Below are 15866 nucleotides of genomic sequence, written 5' to 3'. Positions count from 1 at the left end.
TCCGCGACTCACATCTGAACCAGCGTCAGTGCCACATCCTCCGTCATTGCGAGCGCAGCGAAGCAATCCAGAATCTTTCCGCAGAGGCAGTCTGGATTGCTTTGTCGCAAGAGCTCCTCGCAATGACGCGGAGCGCGAGCGCCGTTCGGCACCCTGTACCATCTTGATTTCCCAGCGCGTTTCTTCAATCTCGCGCGTCATGACAAATATGCCTTTCTTCACCCGCGACGGCGACACCTTCCATCCGACGGAAGTCGCCAACGGTCCGTGGGATCCGAAATCGCTGCACGGGCGCGTCATCATCGGGCTGCTCGGCTTCGCCATCGAGGAGCGCTATTCCGGCCCCGAGTTCGTGCCGGCACGACTCACCGTCGACATGTTTCGGCTGCCGACCATCGACAAGCCGATCGAAGTGACGACGCGGCTGGTGCGCGACGGCCTGCGCATCCGCGTGGTGGAGGCGGAGTTCGTCTCCGGCGGCGTCAGCATGGCGCGCGCCTCGTGCCAGCTGTTGCGGCGGACACAGAATCCGGAAGGTAACGTCTGGTCGCCGCCGAACTGGGACGTGCCGAAGCCGGCCGACATTCCAAAGCCGACCGATCCCAGGCTCGGCATGAACGGCAAATGGACGACGCGGCCGATCGTCGGCCATATGGGCTCGCTCGGTCCGCGCCGGCTCTGGATGAGCGAGGTGCGCGAGCTCGTTGCGGGCGTGCCGATGACGCCGTTCGTCCATGTCGCTGTTGGTGCCGATTTCGCTAGCCCGTTCGCCAACGCCGGCGACAAGGGGCTCGGCTACATCAACAGCGACGTCACGATCTACCTGCATCGCCTGCCGGTCACGAACTGGATCGGCTTCGAGGTGGTGAACCATCACGCCACCGACGGCGTCGCGATCGGCGAATGCTGGCTCTATGACGAAGAGGGGCCCATCGGCACCGCCACGGTCGCCGCGCTGGCGCAGCGCAAGCCGATGGTGAATCCATCGAAACGGTAGGGGCGCGCGCCTCTCTCCACTCGTCATTCCGGGATGCGCCGTCAGGCGCAGACCCGGAATCCATCGCGCCGCAGGCCAAGAGGTGAAATGGATTCCGGGCTCGCGCCAAGGGGCGCGCCCCGGAATGACAGCTAGGCCAAATGCCGCTGCATCTCCGGCCGCGCCTTCAGCTCGGCGCCCTGCTTGGTGACGATCTTCGCGATCCGTTCCGGCGCAAATTTCAGGTCGACAAACGCAGGCGCAGTGTTGGCGACCTCGTGATAGCTGGCGATCTTGCCGCCCGTCAGCGTCATGATCGCCACGCCCTCGAACATCGCCCGCGCGCCGTTCGCTTCCGGCAGGGTCGAGCGATAGCTGAAGGTGTAGCGCGCATAGAGCGTGGTGCCGTCGGTGACGGGATCATGCATGTCCCAGCGGAAATCGGTCGCCGTGCGATAGAACCAATCGTCGATCATCGCGGCGATCTTCGCGCGGCCGGCGAACGCGCCGTAGAACACGTCGTGATAGACGCCGTCCTCGGTGAACAGCTCAGCAAAGGCGCGGCCGTTGCGCTGCTCGACCGCAGCGCAGAAGGCGCGCAGCATGGTGGTGGTGGTCATTGGCGTTGCTCCCAATTTCTGTCATGCCCGCGAAGGCGGGCATCCAGTACGCCGTGGCCCATCGGCTCAATAACGACCGCTGGTGGAATACTGGATCGTCCGCTTTCGTGGACGATGACATCGAGTGTTTAGAGACACTTCACTCGATCTCCGCGACCGCCGCAAGAATGCGCGCGATGTCCTGCGGGCGGGAGAGGCGGTGATCGCCGTCCTGGATCATGGTCAGCACGACGTCGTCGGCCGGCAAACGATGCGTCAGCGCGAAGGCGTGCTGCCACGGCACGTCGGGATCTTTCGCCCCTTGCAGGATGCGGACGGGGCAGCCGAGATCGATGGCGCTGCCGAGCACGAGGTGATTGCGCCCCTCCTCGATCAGGTTTCGCGTGATCGGATAGGGCGAGCCGTCGCCATAGTCCGACGGCCGCATCCAGACGCCCTTGGTCTCGATGTCCTTCTTCACCGCGGGCGAGAAATGCTTCCACATCAGCTCCTCGGTGAAGTCGGGCGCCGGCGCGATCAGGACGAGACCGGCCAGCGAGGCCTTGGCTTGCTGTTTCTCTTGGCGCTTCTTGATCTCGCGCGCGAGCAGCAGCGCCATCCAGCCGCCCATGGAGGAGCCGATCAGGATTTGCGGGCCGTCGCAGAAGCGCTCGAACACCGCGACGCTCTCCTCCAGCCAGCGCCCGATGGTTCCATCGGCGAACTCGCCGCCGGATTCGCCGTGACCGGAATAGTCGAACCGGACCACGGCGCGGCCGTGCTCCCTGGCCCACGCATCCAGCGCCAGTGCTTTGCCGCCCTGCATGTCCGATTTGAATCCGCCGAGCCAGACCAGCCCGGGCCCCTTTCCGGCACGGCGGCGCACCGCGATCCTGCGCGCCGTGGCGCCTTCGCCCACAGCGATGAAGTCGAGCACGGTATCGGGAATTGCATCGGTCATGGAACGTTTACTCTGGCTGTGCGGTTTGAGCTGTTTGGTCGCGCCCTGCAGCTCAATTCGGTGTCGGCAATGGCCCTTTGGAACGCTTGCGGAACAGAAGCAAGGTGTCTATGTCGTCTGCGTGCCAACGGGCGTGACCAAAATGCCTCGCATTTGAGGGTTTTTCGCGTCTCGCACGAGCGACTTGCTTGCCGGCAAACGCATCTTCCTTCAAAATGGCCGCTTCCTTCACAACTTTGGAGAACCACCCATTCGCCGTCCTAATAAAGCTCCGCCCGCTGCCAGCAAAGACGGGCCCCGCATCAATGATGATATCCGCAATGCACAGATCCAGCTGATCGATCAGACCGGTGACAACAAAGGCACGGTCGAGACCGTCGTCGCCATCCGCATGGCCCAGGACGCGGGCATGGATCTGGTCGAGATTTCGCCGAATACCAGCCCTCCCGTCTGCAAGATCATGGACTACGGGAAGTACAAGTATTCCGCTCAGAAGAAAGCCGCCGAAGCCCGCAAGCGGCAGAAGACCGTCGAGATCAAGGAGATCAAGCTCCGCCCGATGATCGACGATCACGATTACGACGTGAAGATGCGCGCGATGCAGCGGTTCTTCGAAGAGGGCGACAAGGTCAAGATTACGCTGCGCTATCGTGGTCGCGAAATGGCGCACCAGGAGATCGGCACCAAGCTTCTGGACAAGATCAAGACCGACGTCGCCGAACTCGCGAAGGTCGAGCAGGACGCAAGGTTCGAGGGTCGCCAGGTCGTCATGGTGCTGGCGCCGCGTTAACGCCGGCTTGTTAGGACTGAGAGTTCAACGGCCCGTCCGGATCTCCGGCGGGCCGTTTTGTTTTGGTCGAGGGGCAAGCCGCGAGCGCTGCTGCAACCTCCCCCGCTTGCGGGAGAGGTCGCGCCGAAGGCGCGGGTGAGGGCTTTCGCGTCTTGGGGGTTCTCGCTTGCGGAAACACCCTCTCCCCAACCCTCCCCCGCAGGCGGGGGAGGGGGCGCACCGAGCGCTTGGCGACAGCTACGTCCTCGTCGCCTGCCACGTGCCGCTGCACTGGTCGCCGGAGATAATGCCGTTCCAGGAGCCGGCGCCGCTCAAGCCGGCGAGCCGGCCGCCGCCGCTGGCGTGGGAGGCGCCGACCGAGACCTGGACTGCCACAGTGCCCCCGCGATTGACCTTGCCGGACACCCGCCCGCCGCCCGCAGACGACACCCGGCTGCCGGTGACGGTGAAGGGAACGCTGTAGCCGGAGCTGCAATTGCCCCTCGTGGTGGCGAAGGTGACGTTCCAGATGCCGTCATAGCCGCCGGCGCGGGCATCGGCAGTCGAAGGCATCATGGCGGCGGCAAGCACGGCGAGCAGCGCCAGGCGGCGCGGGCGGGCAAAGGTGGAAATCGATTGCGGAAAATCGGCCATTTTGGTCCTGCTCCGGACATGAAGGCGTGGATATTGGGGGTGGCAACCCCAAATAGTCGGCGGGCAGGTTCCGGCGGTTCATCGTTGCCATTTGGCTCCCGCTCTGTCATAAGCCCAGCCTTCATCGCCCGGCTGATTAAGGGCTGCCGTGGCGGTGTTCCGTGCGGGTTTCGCGCTTGTTCGCAAAACCTGAGCACAATCAACGCTCTAACGAGCATTTTAGACGGCCAACCGCCTTCACGGGCGGATTTCTGTTGTGGCCATAGGAGAGCCAAATGCCCAAGCTGAAGACCAAATCGGGCGCCAAAAAGCGCTTCAAGGTGACTGCCACCGGCAAAGTGATGCACGCCCAGCGCGGCAAGCGTCACGGCATGATCAAGCGGACGAAGAAGCAGATCCGTCAGCTCCGCGGCACCCGCGTGCTGTTCAAGACCGACGGCGACAACGTCAAGAAGTACTTCTTGCCGAACGCCTGATCGCGTCCACGATCACTGCCACCTCGCCCCGCTTACGCGCGGCGACCCGAAACCAAAGTCATCTCTGAAGGATTTCTGTCATGTCTCGCGTCAAACGCGGTGTGACCGCCCACGCCAAGCACAAGAAAGTCTACAAGGCCGCCAAGGGTTTTTATGGCCGCCGCAAGAACACCATCCGCGCCGCCAAGCCGGCCGTGGAGAAGGCCCAGCAATACGCCTTCCGCGACCGCAAGCGCCGCAAGCGCACCTTCCGCGCGCTCTGGATCCAGCGTCTCAACGCCGCGGTGCGTCCGTTCGGCCTGACCTACAGCCGATTTATCGACGGCCTTGCCAAGTCGGGCATCACCGTGGACCGCAAGGTGCTGTCGGATCTCGCGATCCGCGAGCCCGCCGCGTTCCAGGCGATCGCCGAGAAGGCAAAAGCTGCGCTGGCGGCGTAAGCCGTCTTCCACTGTGCTCTGCGCAGCATTCAGCTTGTGATAGCCCGGGTAGGGGCGCGTCTCGCGCTTTATTGCCCCGGCCGTCACCTGTCGCGCCAACACTCTTCTCCGACGTGGATGCCCGGCAGAGTGCCGGGTGTGACGGGCTAGGATCATCGGCTCAGCATCCTGGCCAAAAGGGATTGCCATGACCGATCTTGCTCAGCTCCAAGCCCAGATCACCGCCAACATCGCCGCCGCCGCCGACGAGGCGGCGTTAGAGGCCGTGCGCGTCGCAGCCCTCGGCAAAAAGGGCTCGATCTCCGCGCTGCTCGCCACGCTCGGCAAGATGTCGCCGGACGAGCGCAAGACGCAGGGCGCCGCGATCAACCAGGCCAAGGACGAGGTCAGCCAAGCGCTCGCGTCGCGGCGCGACGTCTTGAAGTCGGCGGCGCTCGATGCGCGGCTTGCTGCCGAGACCATCGACGTCACCCTGCCGCCGCGCGATGCGGCGGCTGAAGCCGGCCGCATCCATCCGCTGAGCCAGGTTTGGGACGAGCTGACCACGATCTTCGCCGACATGGGCTTCTCGGTCGCCGAAGGCCCCGACATCGAGACCGACGACTACAACTTCACCAAGCTGAACTTCCCGGAAGGCCATCCCGCGCGCGAGATGCACGACACCTTCTTCTTCCATCCGAAGGAGGACGGCTCGCGCATGCTGCTGCGGACCCACACCTCGCCGGTGCAGGTACGCACCATGCTGAGCCAGAAGCCGCCGATCCGCGTGATCTGCCCGGGCCGCACCTACCGCATCGATTCGGACGCGACCCACACGCCGCAATTCCACCAGGTCGAAGGCCTCGTCATCGACAAGACCTCGCATCTCGGCCACCTCAAATGGATCCTGCACGAGTTCTGCAAGGCGTTCTTCGAGGTCGATCACATCAACATGCGCTTCCGCCCCTCGTTCTTCCCGTTCACCGAGCCGTCGCTGGAAGTCGACATCCAGTGCCGCCGCGACAAGGGCGAGATCCGCTTCGGCGAGGGCGAGGACTGGCTCGAGATTCTCGGCTGCGGCATGGTGCATCCGAACGTGCTGCGCGCCTGCGGCATCGATCCCGACGAGTACCAGGGCTTTGCCTGGGGCATGGGCATCGACCGCATCGCCATGCTGAAATACGGCATCGCCGATCTGCGCCAGCTGTTCGACAGCGACGTCCGCTGGCTATCCCATTACGGCTTCAAGCCGCTGGAGGTGCCGACGCTGGCGGGAGGATTGAGCACGTGATGGCGACGCTCGGACACAGGAAGACTCTCTCCGTTCCCTCCGTGGAGAGAACCCTCTCCCTGACCCTCCCCCGCAAGCGGGGGAGGGAACGGATGGAGCGTGCGCGTAGCCTTTGTCTCATGGGTACGGATTCTGTGTCTGCTCGACAGGTCGAACTCCCTCCCCCGCTTGCGGGGGAGGGTTGGGGTGAGGGTTTCTCCGCAATGGGGCTGCCGATGGTTGATCCCAAGCATCCGGACTGGAAAGTGTCACCCAGACTGCGCGCCAATGCGCGCGCGCTCAGGCGCAACTCAACCGATGCAGAGCGAATCCTCTGGTCGGAGCTGCGCGGCAACCGGCTAAATGGCGCCAGCTTTCGCTGCCAAGTGCCGATCGAGAACTATATCGCCGATTTCATTTGCCATTCAGCGAAGCTCGTCATCGAGCTCGACGGCGGCCAACACTTCTCGGACAAAGGCAAGCGCGCCGATGCGCGTCGCTCAGCTCTGATCGAAGCCAAGGGCTTCAAAGTGCTTCGCTTCAGCAATCTCGATGTCATGACCAATCGTGGCGGCGTTCTCGAAACAATCGCGACCACCGTCGCGGAGAGAGCCCCCACCCCAACCCTCCCCCGCAAGCGGGAGAGGGAGCAGACCGTCTCCGTGGAGAAAAAGCAGCCATGAAATTCACTCTCTCCTGGCTGAAAGATCATCTCGAGACCGACGAGCCGCTCGACAAGCTCGCCGATAAGCTCACCATGATCGGGCTCGAGGTCGAGAACATCGAGGACAAGGCGAAGGCGCTCAAGCCCTTCACCATTGCGAAGGTGATCTCGGCCGAGCAGCATCCGAATGCGGACCGTCTGCGGGTCTGCATGGTCGACACCGGTGACGGTGGCGCGCCGGTGCAGGTCGTGTGCGGCGCGCCGAATGCGCGGGCCGGGCTCGTCAGCGTGTTCTCGCCGCCCGGCACCTACATTCCCGGCAAGGACATCACGCTCGGTGTCGGCACCATCCGCGGCGTCGAGAGCCGCGGCATGCTGTGCTCGGCGGCCGAGCTGCAGATCTCCAACGACCATGATGGCATCATGGAATTGCCCGCGGACGCCCCGATCGGCGCCGGCTACGCCGAATGGGCCGCGCTTGGCGATCCCGTGGTCGAGATCAATCTGACGCCGAACCGGCAGGACTGCACCGGCGTGCACGGCATCGCGCGCGATCTTGCCGCCGCCGACATGGGCAAGTTCAAGGACCCCACGATCAAGCCGATCAAGGGTGAATTCCCCTGCCCCGTGAACGTCTCGGTCGAGGATTCCACGCTGTGCCCGGGCTTCGCGCTGCGCCTCGTGCGCGGCGTCAAGAACGGGCCGTCGCCGGAATGGCTGCAGAAGCGGCTGACCGCAATCGGGCTGCGCCCGATCAACGCGCTGGTCGACATCACCAATTTCATGACCTTCGATCGCGCGCGGCCGCTGCATGTGTTCGACGCCAAGAAGGTGAAGGGCAATCTCGTCGTGCGCCGCGCCCGCGAGGGCGAGACGCTGCTCGCACTCGACGGCCGCACCTACAATCTCGATCCGGCGATCTGCGTGATCGCGGACGAGCACGGCGTCGAATCGCTCGCCGGCATCATGGGTGGCGAAGCTTCCGGCTGCGACGAGAACACCACCGACGTGCTGATCGAATCGGCGCTGTGGAACGAGATCAACATCGCCCAGACCGGCCGCAAGCTCGGCATCAATTCGGATGCGCGCTACCGCTTCGAGCGCGGCGTCGATCCGGCCTTCATGGTGCCGGGGCTCGAGCTCGCGACCAAGCTGGTGATGGAGATGTGCGGCGGCGCTCCGTCGGAGACCGTGGTGGTCGGCAAGGCCTTCGGCGACGACCGCGTGATCGATTTCCCAGTCACCGAGGTCAAGCGTCTGTCCGGCATCGAAGTGCCGCAGCCGGAGATGAAGCGTATCCTGACCCATCTCGGTTTCATGATGGCGGGCCGGGCCCGGTGGTGAAGGTCGCAGTCCCCTCCTGGCGCACCGACGTGCACGGCAAGGCCGACATCGTCGAGGAGATCGTCCGCATCTTCGGCGTGGACAAGGTGCCGGAAACGCCGTTCGAGCGCGGCGAGGACGCGCGCAAGCCGGTGCTGACCCCGCTCCAGCTGCGCACCCGCCGCGCGCGGCGCGCGCTGGCGAGCCGCGGCATGGTCGAGGCCGTGACGTGGTCGTTCATCGCAAAACCTGCGGCAAATTTGTTCGGCGGCGGCCAGCGCGAGCTCGAAGTCGCCAATCCGATCGCGTCGGATCTCTCCGACATGCGCCCGACCCTGCTGGCGGGCCTGATCGCCGCGGCGCAGGCCAATGCCGATCGTGGTTTCGGCGATGTCGCGCTGTTCGAGGTCGGGCAGCTGTTCAGGGGTGACCGCCCGCAGGATCAATTCATGGCGGCGAGCGGCGTGCGCCGCGGCTTTGCGTGCTCGGAAGGTCTCGGCCGGCACTGGTCCGGTTCGGCGCAGGCCGACGTGTTCGATGCCAAGGCGGACGCGCTGGCGGTGCTCGCCGCTGCCGGCACGCCGATGCAGGCGCTTCAGATCGTCGCCGGTGGTCCCGGCTGGCTGCATCCGGGACGCTCGGGCACGATCCAGATCGGCCCGCAGAACGTGCTCGGCTATTTCGGCGAGATGCACCCGCGCGCGCTCGAGGCGCTTGGCGCCGACGGCCCCTTGATGGTGTTCGAGGTGATCCTCGACCGCATCCCCGAGGCGAAGAAGAAGCCGACCCGCGCCAAGCCTGTGATCGAGCTGTCGGCTTTCCAGCCGGTCTCGCGCGACTTCGCCTTCATCGTCGATCGTACCGTCAAGGCCGGCGACATCGTGCGCGCCGCGCAAGGCGTCGACAAGAAGCTGATCACCGGCGTCAACGTCTTCGACGTCTACGAGGGTAAGGGCATCGACGACGGCAAGAAGTCGATCGCGATCGCGGTGACGATCCAGCCGCGCGAGAAGACGCTGACCGACCAGGAGATCGAGGCCGTCGCCGCGAAGGTCGTGGCCGAGGTGACGAAGAAGACCGGTGGCACCTTGCGCGGATGAGTCCCGCCGACTTCTTCCCGAAGGACGTCAGCCTCACCATTGCGATGGCGCTCTGCGCCGTCGCTTTCATTTCGGGCACAGCCCGCGGCTTCTCCGGCTTCGGCGCGGCACTGATCTTCATGCCGCTGGCGAGCAGCATAGCTGCGCCGCGGCTCGTTGCCGCCTTGCTGCTCGTGATCGATTTCGCCGCGGCCGCGCCGCTCCTGCCCGACGCCTGGCGCAAGGCGGACCGCAAGGCCACTGCCGTGATCGTGCTGGGCGCGCTGATCGGCGTGCCCCTTGGCACCTATTTCCTCAGCGTGCTCGAGCCCGTCACCACGCGCTGGATCATCTCCTGCTTCGTCGCCGCGCTGCTGCTCCTGCTGCTGTCGGGCTGGCGCTATCGCGGCAAGGACCACGCCTGGCTCTCGGTCGGCATCGGCGGCCTATCCGGCTTCTGTAGCGGCCTCGCGCAGACCGGCGGCCCGCCGATCGTCGGCTATTGGCTCGGGCGCCCCATCGCCCCGATCGTCGCGCGCGCCAACATCGTGCTGTTCTTCGGCGCGTCGGCTTTCTTCTCGATGGTCAGTTACGCGACCACGGGCCTGATCTCGTGCGAGTCGCTCGTGCTTTCGCTGATCGTCGGCCCGGTCTATGCGATGGGCGTCGCGTTCGGCGCCTCCCTGTTCGGCCGCGCCAGCGAGAAGGTGTTCCGCGGCATTTGCTACGCGCTGATCGCGCTGGCGGTGATTTTTGGGCTGCCGGCGTTGGATGGCGTGTTGCGCTGACTCTCTCCACGAGTCGTCCCGGCGAAGGCCGGGATCCATACCGCGTGATCTATCGGCAGCGACGGATAGAGGTACCGAACTACGAGTCTTCGCCAACCCACGTTTTGTGGTTATGGGTCCCGGCCTTCGCCGGGACGACGGCGGAGTTTGTTACCGCTCAGTTGCCCTACTGCCGCGGCGCCCTGCGCTTCTTCGTCGACTGCGTCGGCACGTCCGCCGGCTCGTCCTTGAGCGCGCCGATCTTGCGCAGCGCGGCCTCCGCGGCGCGTTCGCCGCTTTCCCAGGCGCCGTCGACCGTGCCCCACAGCGTGTCGTGGGTGGCTTCGCCGGCGAGGAACATGTTGCCGATCGGCTCCGCCAAAACCTTTCGCGAGAGCTGGCCGCCGGGCGAGGCCGCCGACATCGCGCCCATGACATAGGGCGAGGCATTCCAGCGCGTCGCGCTGGTCTTCTGCACGGCGGCCGCAGCCTCGCTGCCGAACAGTTTGGTGATCCACTCCTTCGCGAAGGCCGTCATCGCCTTCTCGCCCTGTTCGGAGAGATCGCGGCCGAACGAGCCGCCGACGTCGATCGAGCACAGCGAGGAGCCGCCGATATTGGCGAACATGCGGGCCGTGCGCGTCGAGTTGCTTTGCTCGATCAGGATGTCGTCGCGCGACAACCCGAGCGGATTGCCCGGCAATTGCAGCACGATATGATCATAGCTGCCGAGGGTGAGCTTCGATGCCGCGTCTAACGTGCGCTTCGGAATGTCGGGTGCGAACTTGATCGCGCCAGAGGTCAGCACGTTGGTCGAGACCGTGATGATGGCGGCGCGGGCGGCGATCTTGCCGCTCGGAGTCTCCACGCCGACGTCGCGATTGCTCCAGACGATCCGGCTCGCCGGCGTCGAGAGCGCCACCGGCGCCTGCTCGCCGAGTTTCGCGATCAGCGTCCCCAGACCTTGGCGGCAGGCGATCGCGCCATTGCGGTCCTGCGCGCGGGTCTTGTCGATCGCCGAAAGCTCCTTCAGATCCTTGCCGGCGAAGCCCGCGCCCAGCATGAACTCGGCCGCGCCGGCCCAGTCGCCGAGATCCTTTGGCAGCACGGAGGCGCAGGAGGTATCCAGCTTGCCGCGCGCGGCGTCGTCGATGGCGCGATTGGCGCGGACCAGCGCAGCCAGGAACTCCTCGGTCTCGCCGGCGCGTGCGTTGCGGCGGCCGATGCGCATTTTCTGGCCCGATGGCGCCGGCAACACGTCGAGCCCGGCGCCGCGCGCCAGCCGGATCATCGGATTGGTCTCGGGATTGTGCATCCAGCGCGCGCCGCGGTCGAACGGCGCGCCGAAAGTCGTGCTGTCCGTGATGCAACGGCCGCCGATCTGGGCCGCCGCTTCCACCACCACAACCTTGCGGTTGGCGGCCATGATGCGCCGCGCTGCGGCAATTCCCGCAGCCCCCGCGCCGATCACGACGATGTCAGCCTCCCGCGGCAGGGGCGCGGCAGTTGCGCGCAGCACCGGCATCGCGGCAAGGGCCGCGGACGCCGAAAGGAAACCGCGACGCGTGATTGTCATGTCATGGTTTCCGGGGACTTGCGGCGAACGGGAACAGCCCGCGAACCTTGCCGTATCTGATGTTGCACAGCAACCATCATGGTGAATCAATCGTGCTTGATCTCACAGAGTGATGAACCGAATTGCAACACGTTTCGACCATGATAGAGAAGGGAAAAAGACGGCCGGAAAAGGCCGTGGGGGGAGTTCGAAATGGGGACGGTCCTGGACTCAGTCGGCAAGCTGATTGCCGCGTACCTCTCGAAGGAGGTGCCGGGCTACGAGCCGTTCACGCCGAGCGACCCGGAGCACCTGCGCGGCGTCATCGAGCCCGGCGACGTGCTGCTGGTCGAGGGCAACAACCGCATCTCCGGCATCATCAAATATCTGACGCAGTCGACCTGGTCGCATGCTGCGCTCTATGTCGGTCCGATCGAGGGCGCGGAAGAGGCGGACGGCGAACCGCATGTGCTGATCGAGGCCAATATCGGCGAGGGCGTCACCTCTGCGCCTTTGTCGAAATATTTCCCCTATCACACCCGCGTTTGCCGCCCGGTCGGACTGTCCCATGAGGACCGCACCACCGTCTGCCGCTATGCGATCAACCGCATCGGCTTCGGCTACGACACCAAGAACATCGTCGACCTCATGCGCTTCCTGTTCCCGCTGCCGGTGCCACAGCGCTGGCGGCGGCGCATGATCGCGCTGGGATCGGGCGATCCGACCAAGATCATTTGCTCGGCGCTGATCGCGCAGGCGTTCGACGCAGTGCGCTACCCGATCCTGCCGAAGATCACCAAGGCCGGCAGCCGCGCTGCGCGCCGCGAGATCCTGCACATCCGCGATTCCTCGCTCTACATGCCCCGCGACTTCGACATCTCGCCCTATTTCGAAGTCGTCAAACCCACCATCGTGCACGGCTTCGACTACACCGCCTTGCACTGGGCCGACAAGCAGAAGCCGCTCGAGGAGGTGGCGGGCACATTCAGTGTGTTTCCAGAAACGCTCCGTGCGCCGCCGCTCGTTCCTGAAGCGATTGACGAAGAGACGCCGGCTGAGATTTCGGCTGAGGAAGTGAGCAAGCAACCTGCCGAGATGGCCGGGCATTTCCCGCTGCTGAAGAGGCTGGCGATGTACCGCCCGCGGCGGCGGGGCCGGGCAAGAGAGAGGGCGGCGTAGCTCCACTGTCGTCCCGGCGAAGGCCGGGACCCATACCGCGTGATCTATCGATTGCGTGCGGTGAGAGCACCGAATGACGAGTCTTCGCCAAACCCCTCCCTGAGGTTATGGGTCCCGGCCTTCGCCGGGACGACGATGAGGGGGATGTGGCGTTTCTCTTTCCCGTCATTGCGAGTTTGGCACCGGCCGATGGCGGACCAGAGACAGTCTGGATTGCTTCGCTGCGCTCGCAATGACGAGAATTACCGCTCCGCCCGTCCGATCACTGCCATCAGCTCCGCGAGCTTCTCGCGCTGATCGGCCTTGTCGCCGCTGGCGATGGCGTGCTCGACGCAATGGGCGACGTGATCCTTCAGGATCTCCTCCTCGACCCGGCGCAGCGCGGCGCGCACCGCCGAGATCTGCGTGACGATGTCGATGCAGTAGCGGTCTTCCTCTACCATTTTCGAGAGGCCGCGAACCTGGCCCTCGATCCGGCCGAGACGTTTTCCGACAGATGCCTTGATGTCCTTGCGCATGGGGTCTATATACCCCTACCGGGTATAGGTTGCAAGGCCGGAGCATGGAAATGAACAGCAGCGAACACAAGCATCATCACGACGCCACGGATGGACATTCGGGGTGCGGTTGTTCCGCCAAGGCCAAACCCGCAGCGCCCGAGCCGGCGTCCTCCTGCTGCGGCGGACACGGCGATCACGCCGGCCACGCCCATCATCACGCGCATGAGCAAGGTGATGCCGCGACCAAGGTTCTCGATCCCGTCTGCGGCATGACGGTCGATCCCGCGACGTCGAAGCACCACCTCACACATCACGGCGAGACCTTCCATTTCTGCTCGGCCGGCTGCCGCACCAAATTCGCCGCCGACCCTGCCAAGTATCTCGCCAAGGACAAGGCACCCGAGCCCGAGATGCCCGCGGGCACGATCTACACCTGCCCGATGCACCCCGAGATCCGCCAGGTCGGCCCCGGCACCTGCCCGATCTGCGGCATGGCGCTGGAGCCGGAAGTCGCGAGCCTCGAGACCGGGCCCAATCCGGAGCTTGCCGACATGACCCGGCGGTTCTGGATCGGCGGCGCGCTGGCGCTGCCAGCCGTGGTGCTGGAGATGGGCGGCCACCTCGCGGGCCCGCACAACTGGATGGACCAGACATTGTCGAACTGGATCCAGCTCGTCTTCGCCACGCCCGTGGTGCTGTGGGCCGGCTGGCCGTTCTTCGTCCGCGGCTGGCAGTCGCTGCTGACGCGCAACCTCAACATGTTCACGCTGATCGCGATGGGCACGGGCGTCGCCTATGTCTACAGCATCATCGGCACCGTCGCGCCGCAGATGTTCCCTGCCACCTTCCGTGGCCATGAGGGTGCGGTCGCCGTCTATTTCGAGGCGGCTGCCGTGATCACCGTGCTGGTTCTGCTCGGTCAGGTGCTGGAGCTGCGCGCCCGCGATGCGACCTCGGGCGCGATCAAGGCGCTGCTCCAGCTCGCGCCGAAGACCGCGCGCCGCGTCGATGCCGATGGCAGCGAGCATGAAGTCGAGATCGATACGCTGCATGCCGGCGACCGCTTGCGCGTTCGTCCCGGCGAGAAGGTGCCGGTCGACGGCGTGATCCTCGAAGGACGCTCCTCGCTCGATGAATCGCTGGTCACGGGCGAATCCATGCCGGTCACCAAGGAGAGCGGAGCCAAGGTGATCGCCGGCACGCTCAACCAGTCCGGCAGCTTCATCATGCGCGCCGACAAGGTGGGACGCGAGACGCTGCTGTCGCAGATCGTGCAGATGGTCGCCGACGCGCAGCGCTCGCGCGCGCCGATCCAGCGGCTGGCCGATCAGGTCGCCGGCTGGTTCGTGCCGGCCGTGATCGTCGTCGCCATCGCCGCCTTTGCGGCCTGGTCGTGGTTCGGGCCGGAGCCGCGGCTCGCTTTCGGCTTGGTCGCTGCGGTGAGCGTGCTGATCATCGCCTGCCCCTGTGCACTCGGACTTGCGACCCCGATGTCGATCATGGTCGGCGTCGGTCGCGGCGCGCAAGCAGGCGTGCTGATCAAGAATGCCGAGGCGCTGGAGCGGATGGAGAAGATCGACACGCTGGTGGTCGACAAGACCGGCACGCTGACCGAGGGCAAGCCCAAGGTGGTGGCGATCGTACCGGCTGCCGGCTTTGCCGAGGATGACGTCCTTCGCCTCGCCGCCAGCGTCGAGCGTGCCAGCGAGCATCCCCTGGCCGACGCGATCGTGCGCGCGGCAAAAGAGAAGCAGCTCACTCTTAGCCAAGTCGAGCATTTTGACTCGCCGACCGGCAAGGGCGCGACCGGCAAGGTCGACGGCAAGACCGTCGTGCTCGGCAATGCCAGATATCTGACGTCGATCGGCATCGACACCAAGGTGCTCGATGCGGAGGCAGAACGGCTGCGCGGCGACGGTGCGACCGTGATCAACATGGCCCTGGACGGCCGGCTTGCCGGCCTGTTCGCGATCGCCGATCCGGTCAAGGCTTCGACCCCGGAGGCGCTGAAGGCACTCGCCGCTGAAGGCATCAAAGTCATCATGCTGACCGGCGACAACCGCACGACGGCGCAAGCGGTGGCGCGCCGGCTCGGCATCGCCGAGGTCGAGGCCGAAGTGTTGCCGGACCAGAAGAGCGCGGTGGTGACCAAGCTGCAAAAGGCCGGCCGCAGCGTCGCGATGGCCGGCGACGGCGTCAACGACGCGCCGGCGCTGGCGGCGGCCGAAGTCGGCATCGCCATGGGCACTGGCACCGATGTGGCGATGGAGAGCGCCGGCGTGACCCTGCTCAAGGGCGATCTCGTCGGCATCGTGCGGGCGCGAAGACTCTCGCAGGCGACGATGAGCAACATCCGCCAGAACCTGTTCTTCGCCTTCATCTACAACGCTGCCGGTATCCCGATCGCGGCCGGCATCCTCTATCCGGCCTTCGGCTTGCTGCTGTCACCGATCATCGCCGCGGCGGCGATGGCGCTGTCCTCGGTGAGCGTGGTCGGGAACGCGCTGCGCTTGCGCGCGACGCGGCTGTGAGGCTGGCGCCCCCCTCGCTTCGTTCGCGGAGCGAGGTAAGGTGTGCGTAGCCTGGATGGAGCGAAGCGAAAATCCGGGTTCTGTCTGCATAGAGATTATCCCGGATTGCGCTTCGCTCCATCCGGGCTACACACGAACGAGCCA

At 65.4% G+C, this 15866-nt stretch carries 14 protein-coding genes and 1 pseudogene; 10 read left to right on the top strand and 5 right to left on the bottom strand.

Annotated elements, in window-relative coordinates; translation table 11 throughout:
• The first annotated feature begins 199 nt into the window (after nucleotides 1–199).
• Nucleotides 200–997 carry an acyl-CoA thioesterase domain-containing protein gene (locus tag CWO91_RS17895; protein ID WP_130214912.1) on the top strand — a complete coding sequence of 266 codons (798 nt, stop codon included), beginning with the start codon at nucleotides 200–202 and terminating at the stop codon, nucleotides 995–997.
• 131 nt (nucleotides 998–1128) lie between these two features.
• On the opposite strand, the gene CWO91_RS17890 is transcribed toward CWO91_RS17895, so the two are convergent.
• Nucleotides 1129–1596 (bottom strand): nuclear transport factor 2 family protein, encoded by a 468-nt coding sequence (locus CWO91_RS17890; RefSeq protein ID WP_165405524.1) that lies wholly within the window; start codon nucleotides 1594–1596, stop codon nucleotides 1129–1131.
• A 139-nt stretch (nucleotides 1597–1735) separates the two neighbouring features.
• The gene (locus CWO91_RS17880) at nucleotides 1736–2536 is read right to left on the bottom strand and encodes an alpha/beta hydrolase (protein WP_130214868.1); all 801 of its coding nucleotides are present in this window, start codon (nucleotides 2534–2536) and stop codon (nucleotides 1736–1738) included.
• 250 nt (nucleotides 2537–2786) lie between these two features.
• Between CWO91_RS17880 and infC the strand changes: the two genes are divergently transcribed.
• On the top strand, nucleotides 2787–3326 hold the full coding sequence (infC, locus tag CWO91_RS17875; RefSeq protein WP_130214910.1) for a translation initiation factor IF-3: 540 nt from the start codon (nucleotides 2787–2789) through the stop codon (nucleotides 3324–3326).
• A 237-nt stretch (nucleotides 3327–3563) separates the two neighbouring features.
• On the opposite strand, the gene CWO91_RS17870 is transcribed toward infC, so the two are convergent.
• Nucleotides 3564–3959, bottom strand: coding sequence for a hypothetical protein (locus tag CWO91_RS17870; RefSeq protein WP_130214866.1), 396 nt, complete (start codon nucleotides 3957–3959; stop codon nucleotides 3564–3566).
• Between the two features lie 275 nt (nucleotides 3960–4234).
• Between CWO91_RS17870 and rpmI the strand changes: the two genes are divergently transcribed.
• From rpmI to CWO91_RS17840, 6 genes and pseudogenes are all read left to right on the top strand, one after another.
• A complete protein-coding gene (gene rpmI, locus CWO91_RS17865) occupies nucleotides 4235–4435 on the top strand; it encodes a 50S ribosomal protein L35 (RefSeq protein WP_008539890.1) in 201 nt (66 codons plus the stop codon).
• Between the two features lie 80 nt (nucleotides 4436–4515).
• On the top strand, nucleotides 4516–4875 hold the full coding sequence (rplT, locus tag CWO91_RS17860) for a 50S ribosomal protein L20 (RefSeq protein WP_027550107.1): 360 nt from the start codon (nucleotides 4516–4518) through the stop codon (nucleotides 4873–4875).
• 187 nt (nucleotides 4876–5062) lie between these two features.
• Nucleotides 5063–6145 (top strand): phenylalanine--tRNA ligase subunit alpha, encoded by a 1083-nt coding sequence (gene pheS, locus CWO91_RS17855; RefSeq protein ID WP_130214864.1) that lies wholly within the window; start codon nucleotides 5063–5065, stop codon nucleotides 6143–6145.
• Nucleotides 6146–6360: 215 nt separating this feature from the next.
• The gene (locus tag CWO91_RS17850; RefSeq protein WP_245471290.1) at nucleotides 6361–6807 is read left to right on the top strand and encodes an endonuclease domain-containing protein; all 447 of its coding nucleotides are present in this window, start codon (nucleotides 6361–6363) and stop codon (nucleotides 6805–6807) included.
• A pseudogene (gene pheT / locus CWO91_RS17845) lies at nucleotides 6804–9211 on the top strand (phenylalanine--tRNA ligase subunit beta). Before CWO91_RS17850 ends, pheT begins: the two are co-directional and overlap by 4 nt.
• Nucleotides 9208–9978, top strand: a complete 771-nt coding sequence (locus CWO91_RS17840) for a sulfite exporter TauE/SafE family protein (protein WP_130214862.1) — start codon at nucleotides 9208–9210, stop codon at nucleotides 9976–9978. The pseudogene pheT and the gene CWO91_RS17840 overlap by 4 nt, the downstream one beginning before the upstream one ends.
• Nucleotides 9979–10144: 166 nt before the next feature.
• Here CWO91_RS17840 and CWO91_RS17835 read toward each other — a convergent pair whose 3' ends face one another.
• Nucleotides 10145–11533 (bottom strand): flavin monoamine oxidase family protein, encoded by a 1389-nt coding sequence (locus CWO91_RS17835; RefSeq protein ID WP_130214860.1) that lies wholly within the window; start codon nucleotides 11531–11533, stop codon nucleotides 10145–10147.
• A gap of 192 nt (nucleotides 11534–11725) precedes the next feature.
• On the opposite strand from CWO91_RS17835, the gene CWO91_RS17830 reads away from it, so the two are divergent.
• Nucleotides 11726–12691, top strand: a complete 966-nt coding sequence (locus CWO91_RS17830) for a YiiX/YebB-like N1pC/P60 family cysteine hydrolase (protein WP_130214858.1) — start codon at nucleotides 11726–11728, stop codon at nucleotides 12689–12691.
• A gap of 242 nt (nucleotides 12692–12933) precedes the next feature.
• Here the strand turns inward: CWO91_RS17830 and CWO91_RS17825 are convergent, their stop codons facing one another.
• Nucleotides 12934–13209, bottom strand: a complete 276-nt coding sequence (locus CWO91_RS17825; protein WP_130214856.1) for a metal-sensitive transcriptional regulator — start codon at nucleotides 13207–13209, stop codon at nucleotides 12934–12936.
• Nucleotides 13210–13259: 50 nt separating this feature from the next.
• Here CWO91_RS17825 and CWO91_RS17820 point away from each other — a divergent pair, with 50 nt between their 5' ends.
• Nucleotides 13260–15722 carry a heavy metal translocating P-type ATPase gene (locus tag CWO91_RS17820; protein ID WP_165405523.1) on the top strand — a complete coding sequence of 821 codons (2463 nt, stop codon included), beginning with the start codon at nucleotides 13260–13262 and terminating at the stop codon, nucleotides 15720–15722.
• Nucleotides 15723–15866 lie beyond the last annotated feature (144 nt).

Origin of the sequence: Bradyrhizobium genosp. SA-3 (assembly GCF_004212635.1) — a bacterium.
GTDB lineage: Bacteria > Pseudomonadota > Alphaproteobacteria > Rhizobiales > Xanthobacteraceae > Bradyrhizobium.
This window is presented reverse-complemented; position numbering and strand designations above follow the sequence as displayed.

Coding starts and splice junctions, on each gene's coding strand:
- CWO91_RS17820 (WP_165405523.1), top strand. CDS start 13,260: ATGAACAGCAGCGAACACAAGCATCATCACGACGCCACGGATGGACAT.
- rplT (WP_027550107.1), top strand. CDS start 4,516: ATGTCTCGCGTCAAACGCGGTGTGACCGCCCACGCCAAGCACAAGAAA.
- rpmI (WP_008539890.1), top strand. CDS start 4,235: ATGCCCAAGCTGAAGACCAAATCGGGCGCCAAAAAGCGCTTCAAGGTG.
- CWO91_RS17825 (WP_130214856.1), bottom strand. CDS start 13,209: ATGCGCAAGGACATCAAGGCATCTGTCGGAAAACGTCTCGGCCGGATC.
- CWO91_RS17830 (WP_130214858.1), top strand. CDS start 11,726: ATGGGGACGGTCCTGGACTCAGTCGGCAAGCTGATTGCCGCGTACCTC.
- CWO91_RS17890 (WP_165405524.1), bottom strand. CDS start 1,596: ATGACCACCACCACCATGCTGCGCGCCTTCTGCGCTGCGGTCGAGCAG.
- pheS (WP_130214864.1), top strand. CDS start 5,063: ATGACCGATCTTGCTCAGCTCCAAGCCCAGATCACCGCCAACATCGCC.
- CWO91_RS17880 (WP_130214868.1), bottom strand. CDS start 2,536: ATGACCGATGCAATTCCCGATACCGTGCTCGACTTCATCGCTGTGGGC.
- CWO91_RS17895 (WP_130214912.1), top strand. CDS start 200: ATGACAAATATGCCTTTCTTCACCCGCGACGGCGACACCTTCCATCCG.
- CWO91_RS17870 (WP_130214866.1), bottom strand. CDS start 3,959: ATGGCCGATTTTCCGCAATCGATTTCCACCTTTGCCCGCCCGCGCCGC.
- CWO91_RS17840 (WP_130214862.1), top strand. CDS start 9,208: ATGAGTCCCGCCGACTTCTTCCCGAAGGACGTCAGCCTCACCATTGCG.
- CWO91_RS17850 (WP_245471290.1), top strand. CDS start 6,361: ATGGTTGATCCCAAGCATCCGGACTGGAAAGTGTCACCCAGACTGCGC.
- CWO91_RS17835 (WP_130214860.1), bottom strand. CDS start 11,533: ATGACAATCACGCGTCGCGGTTTCCTTTCGGCGTCCGCGGCCCTTGCC.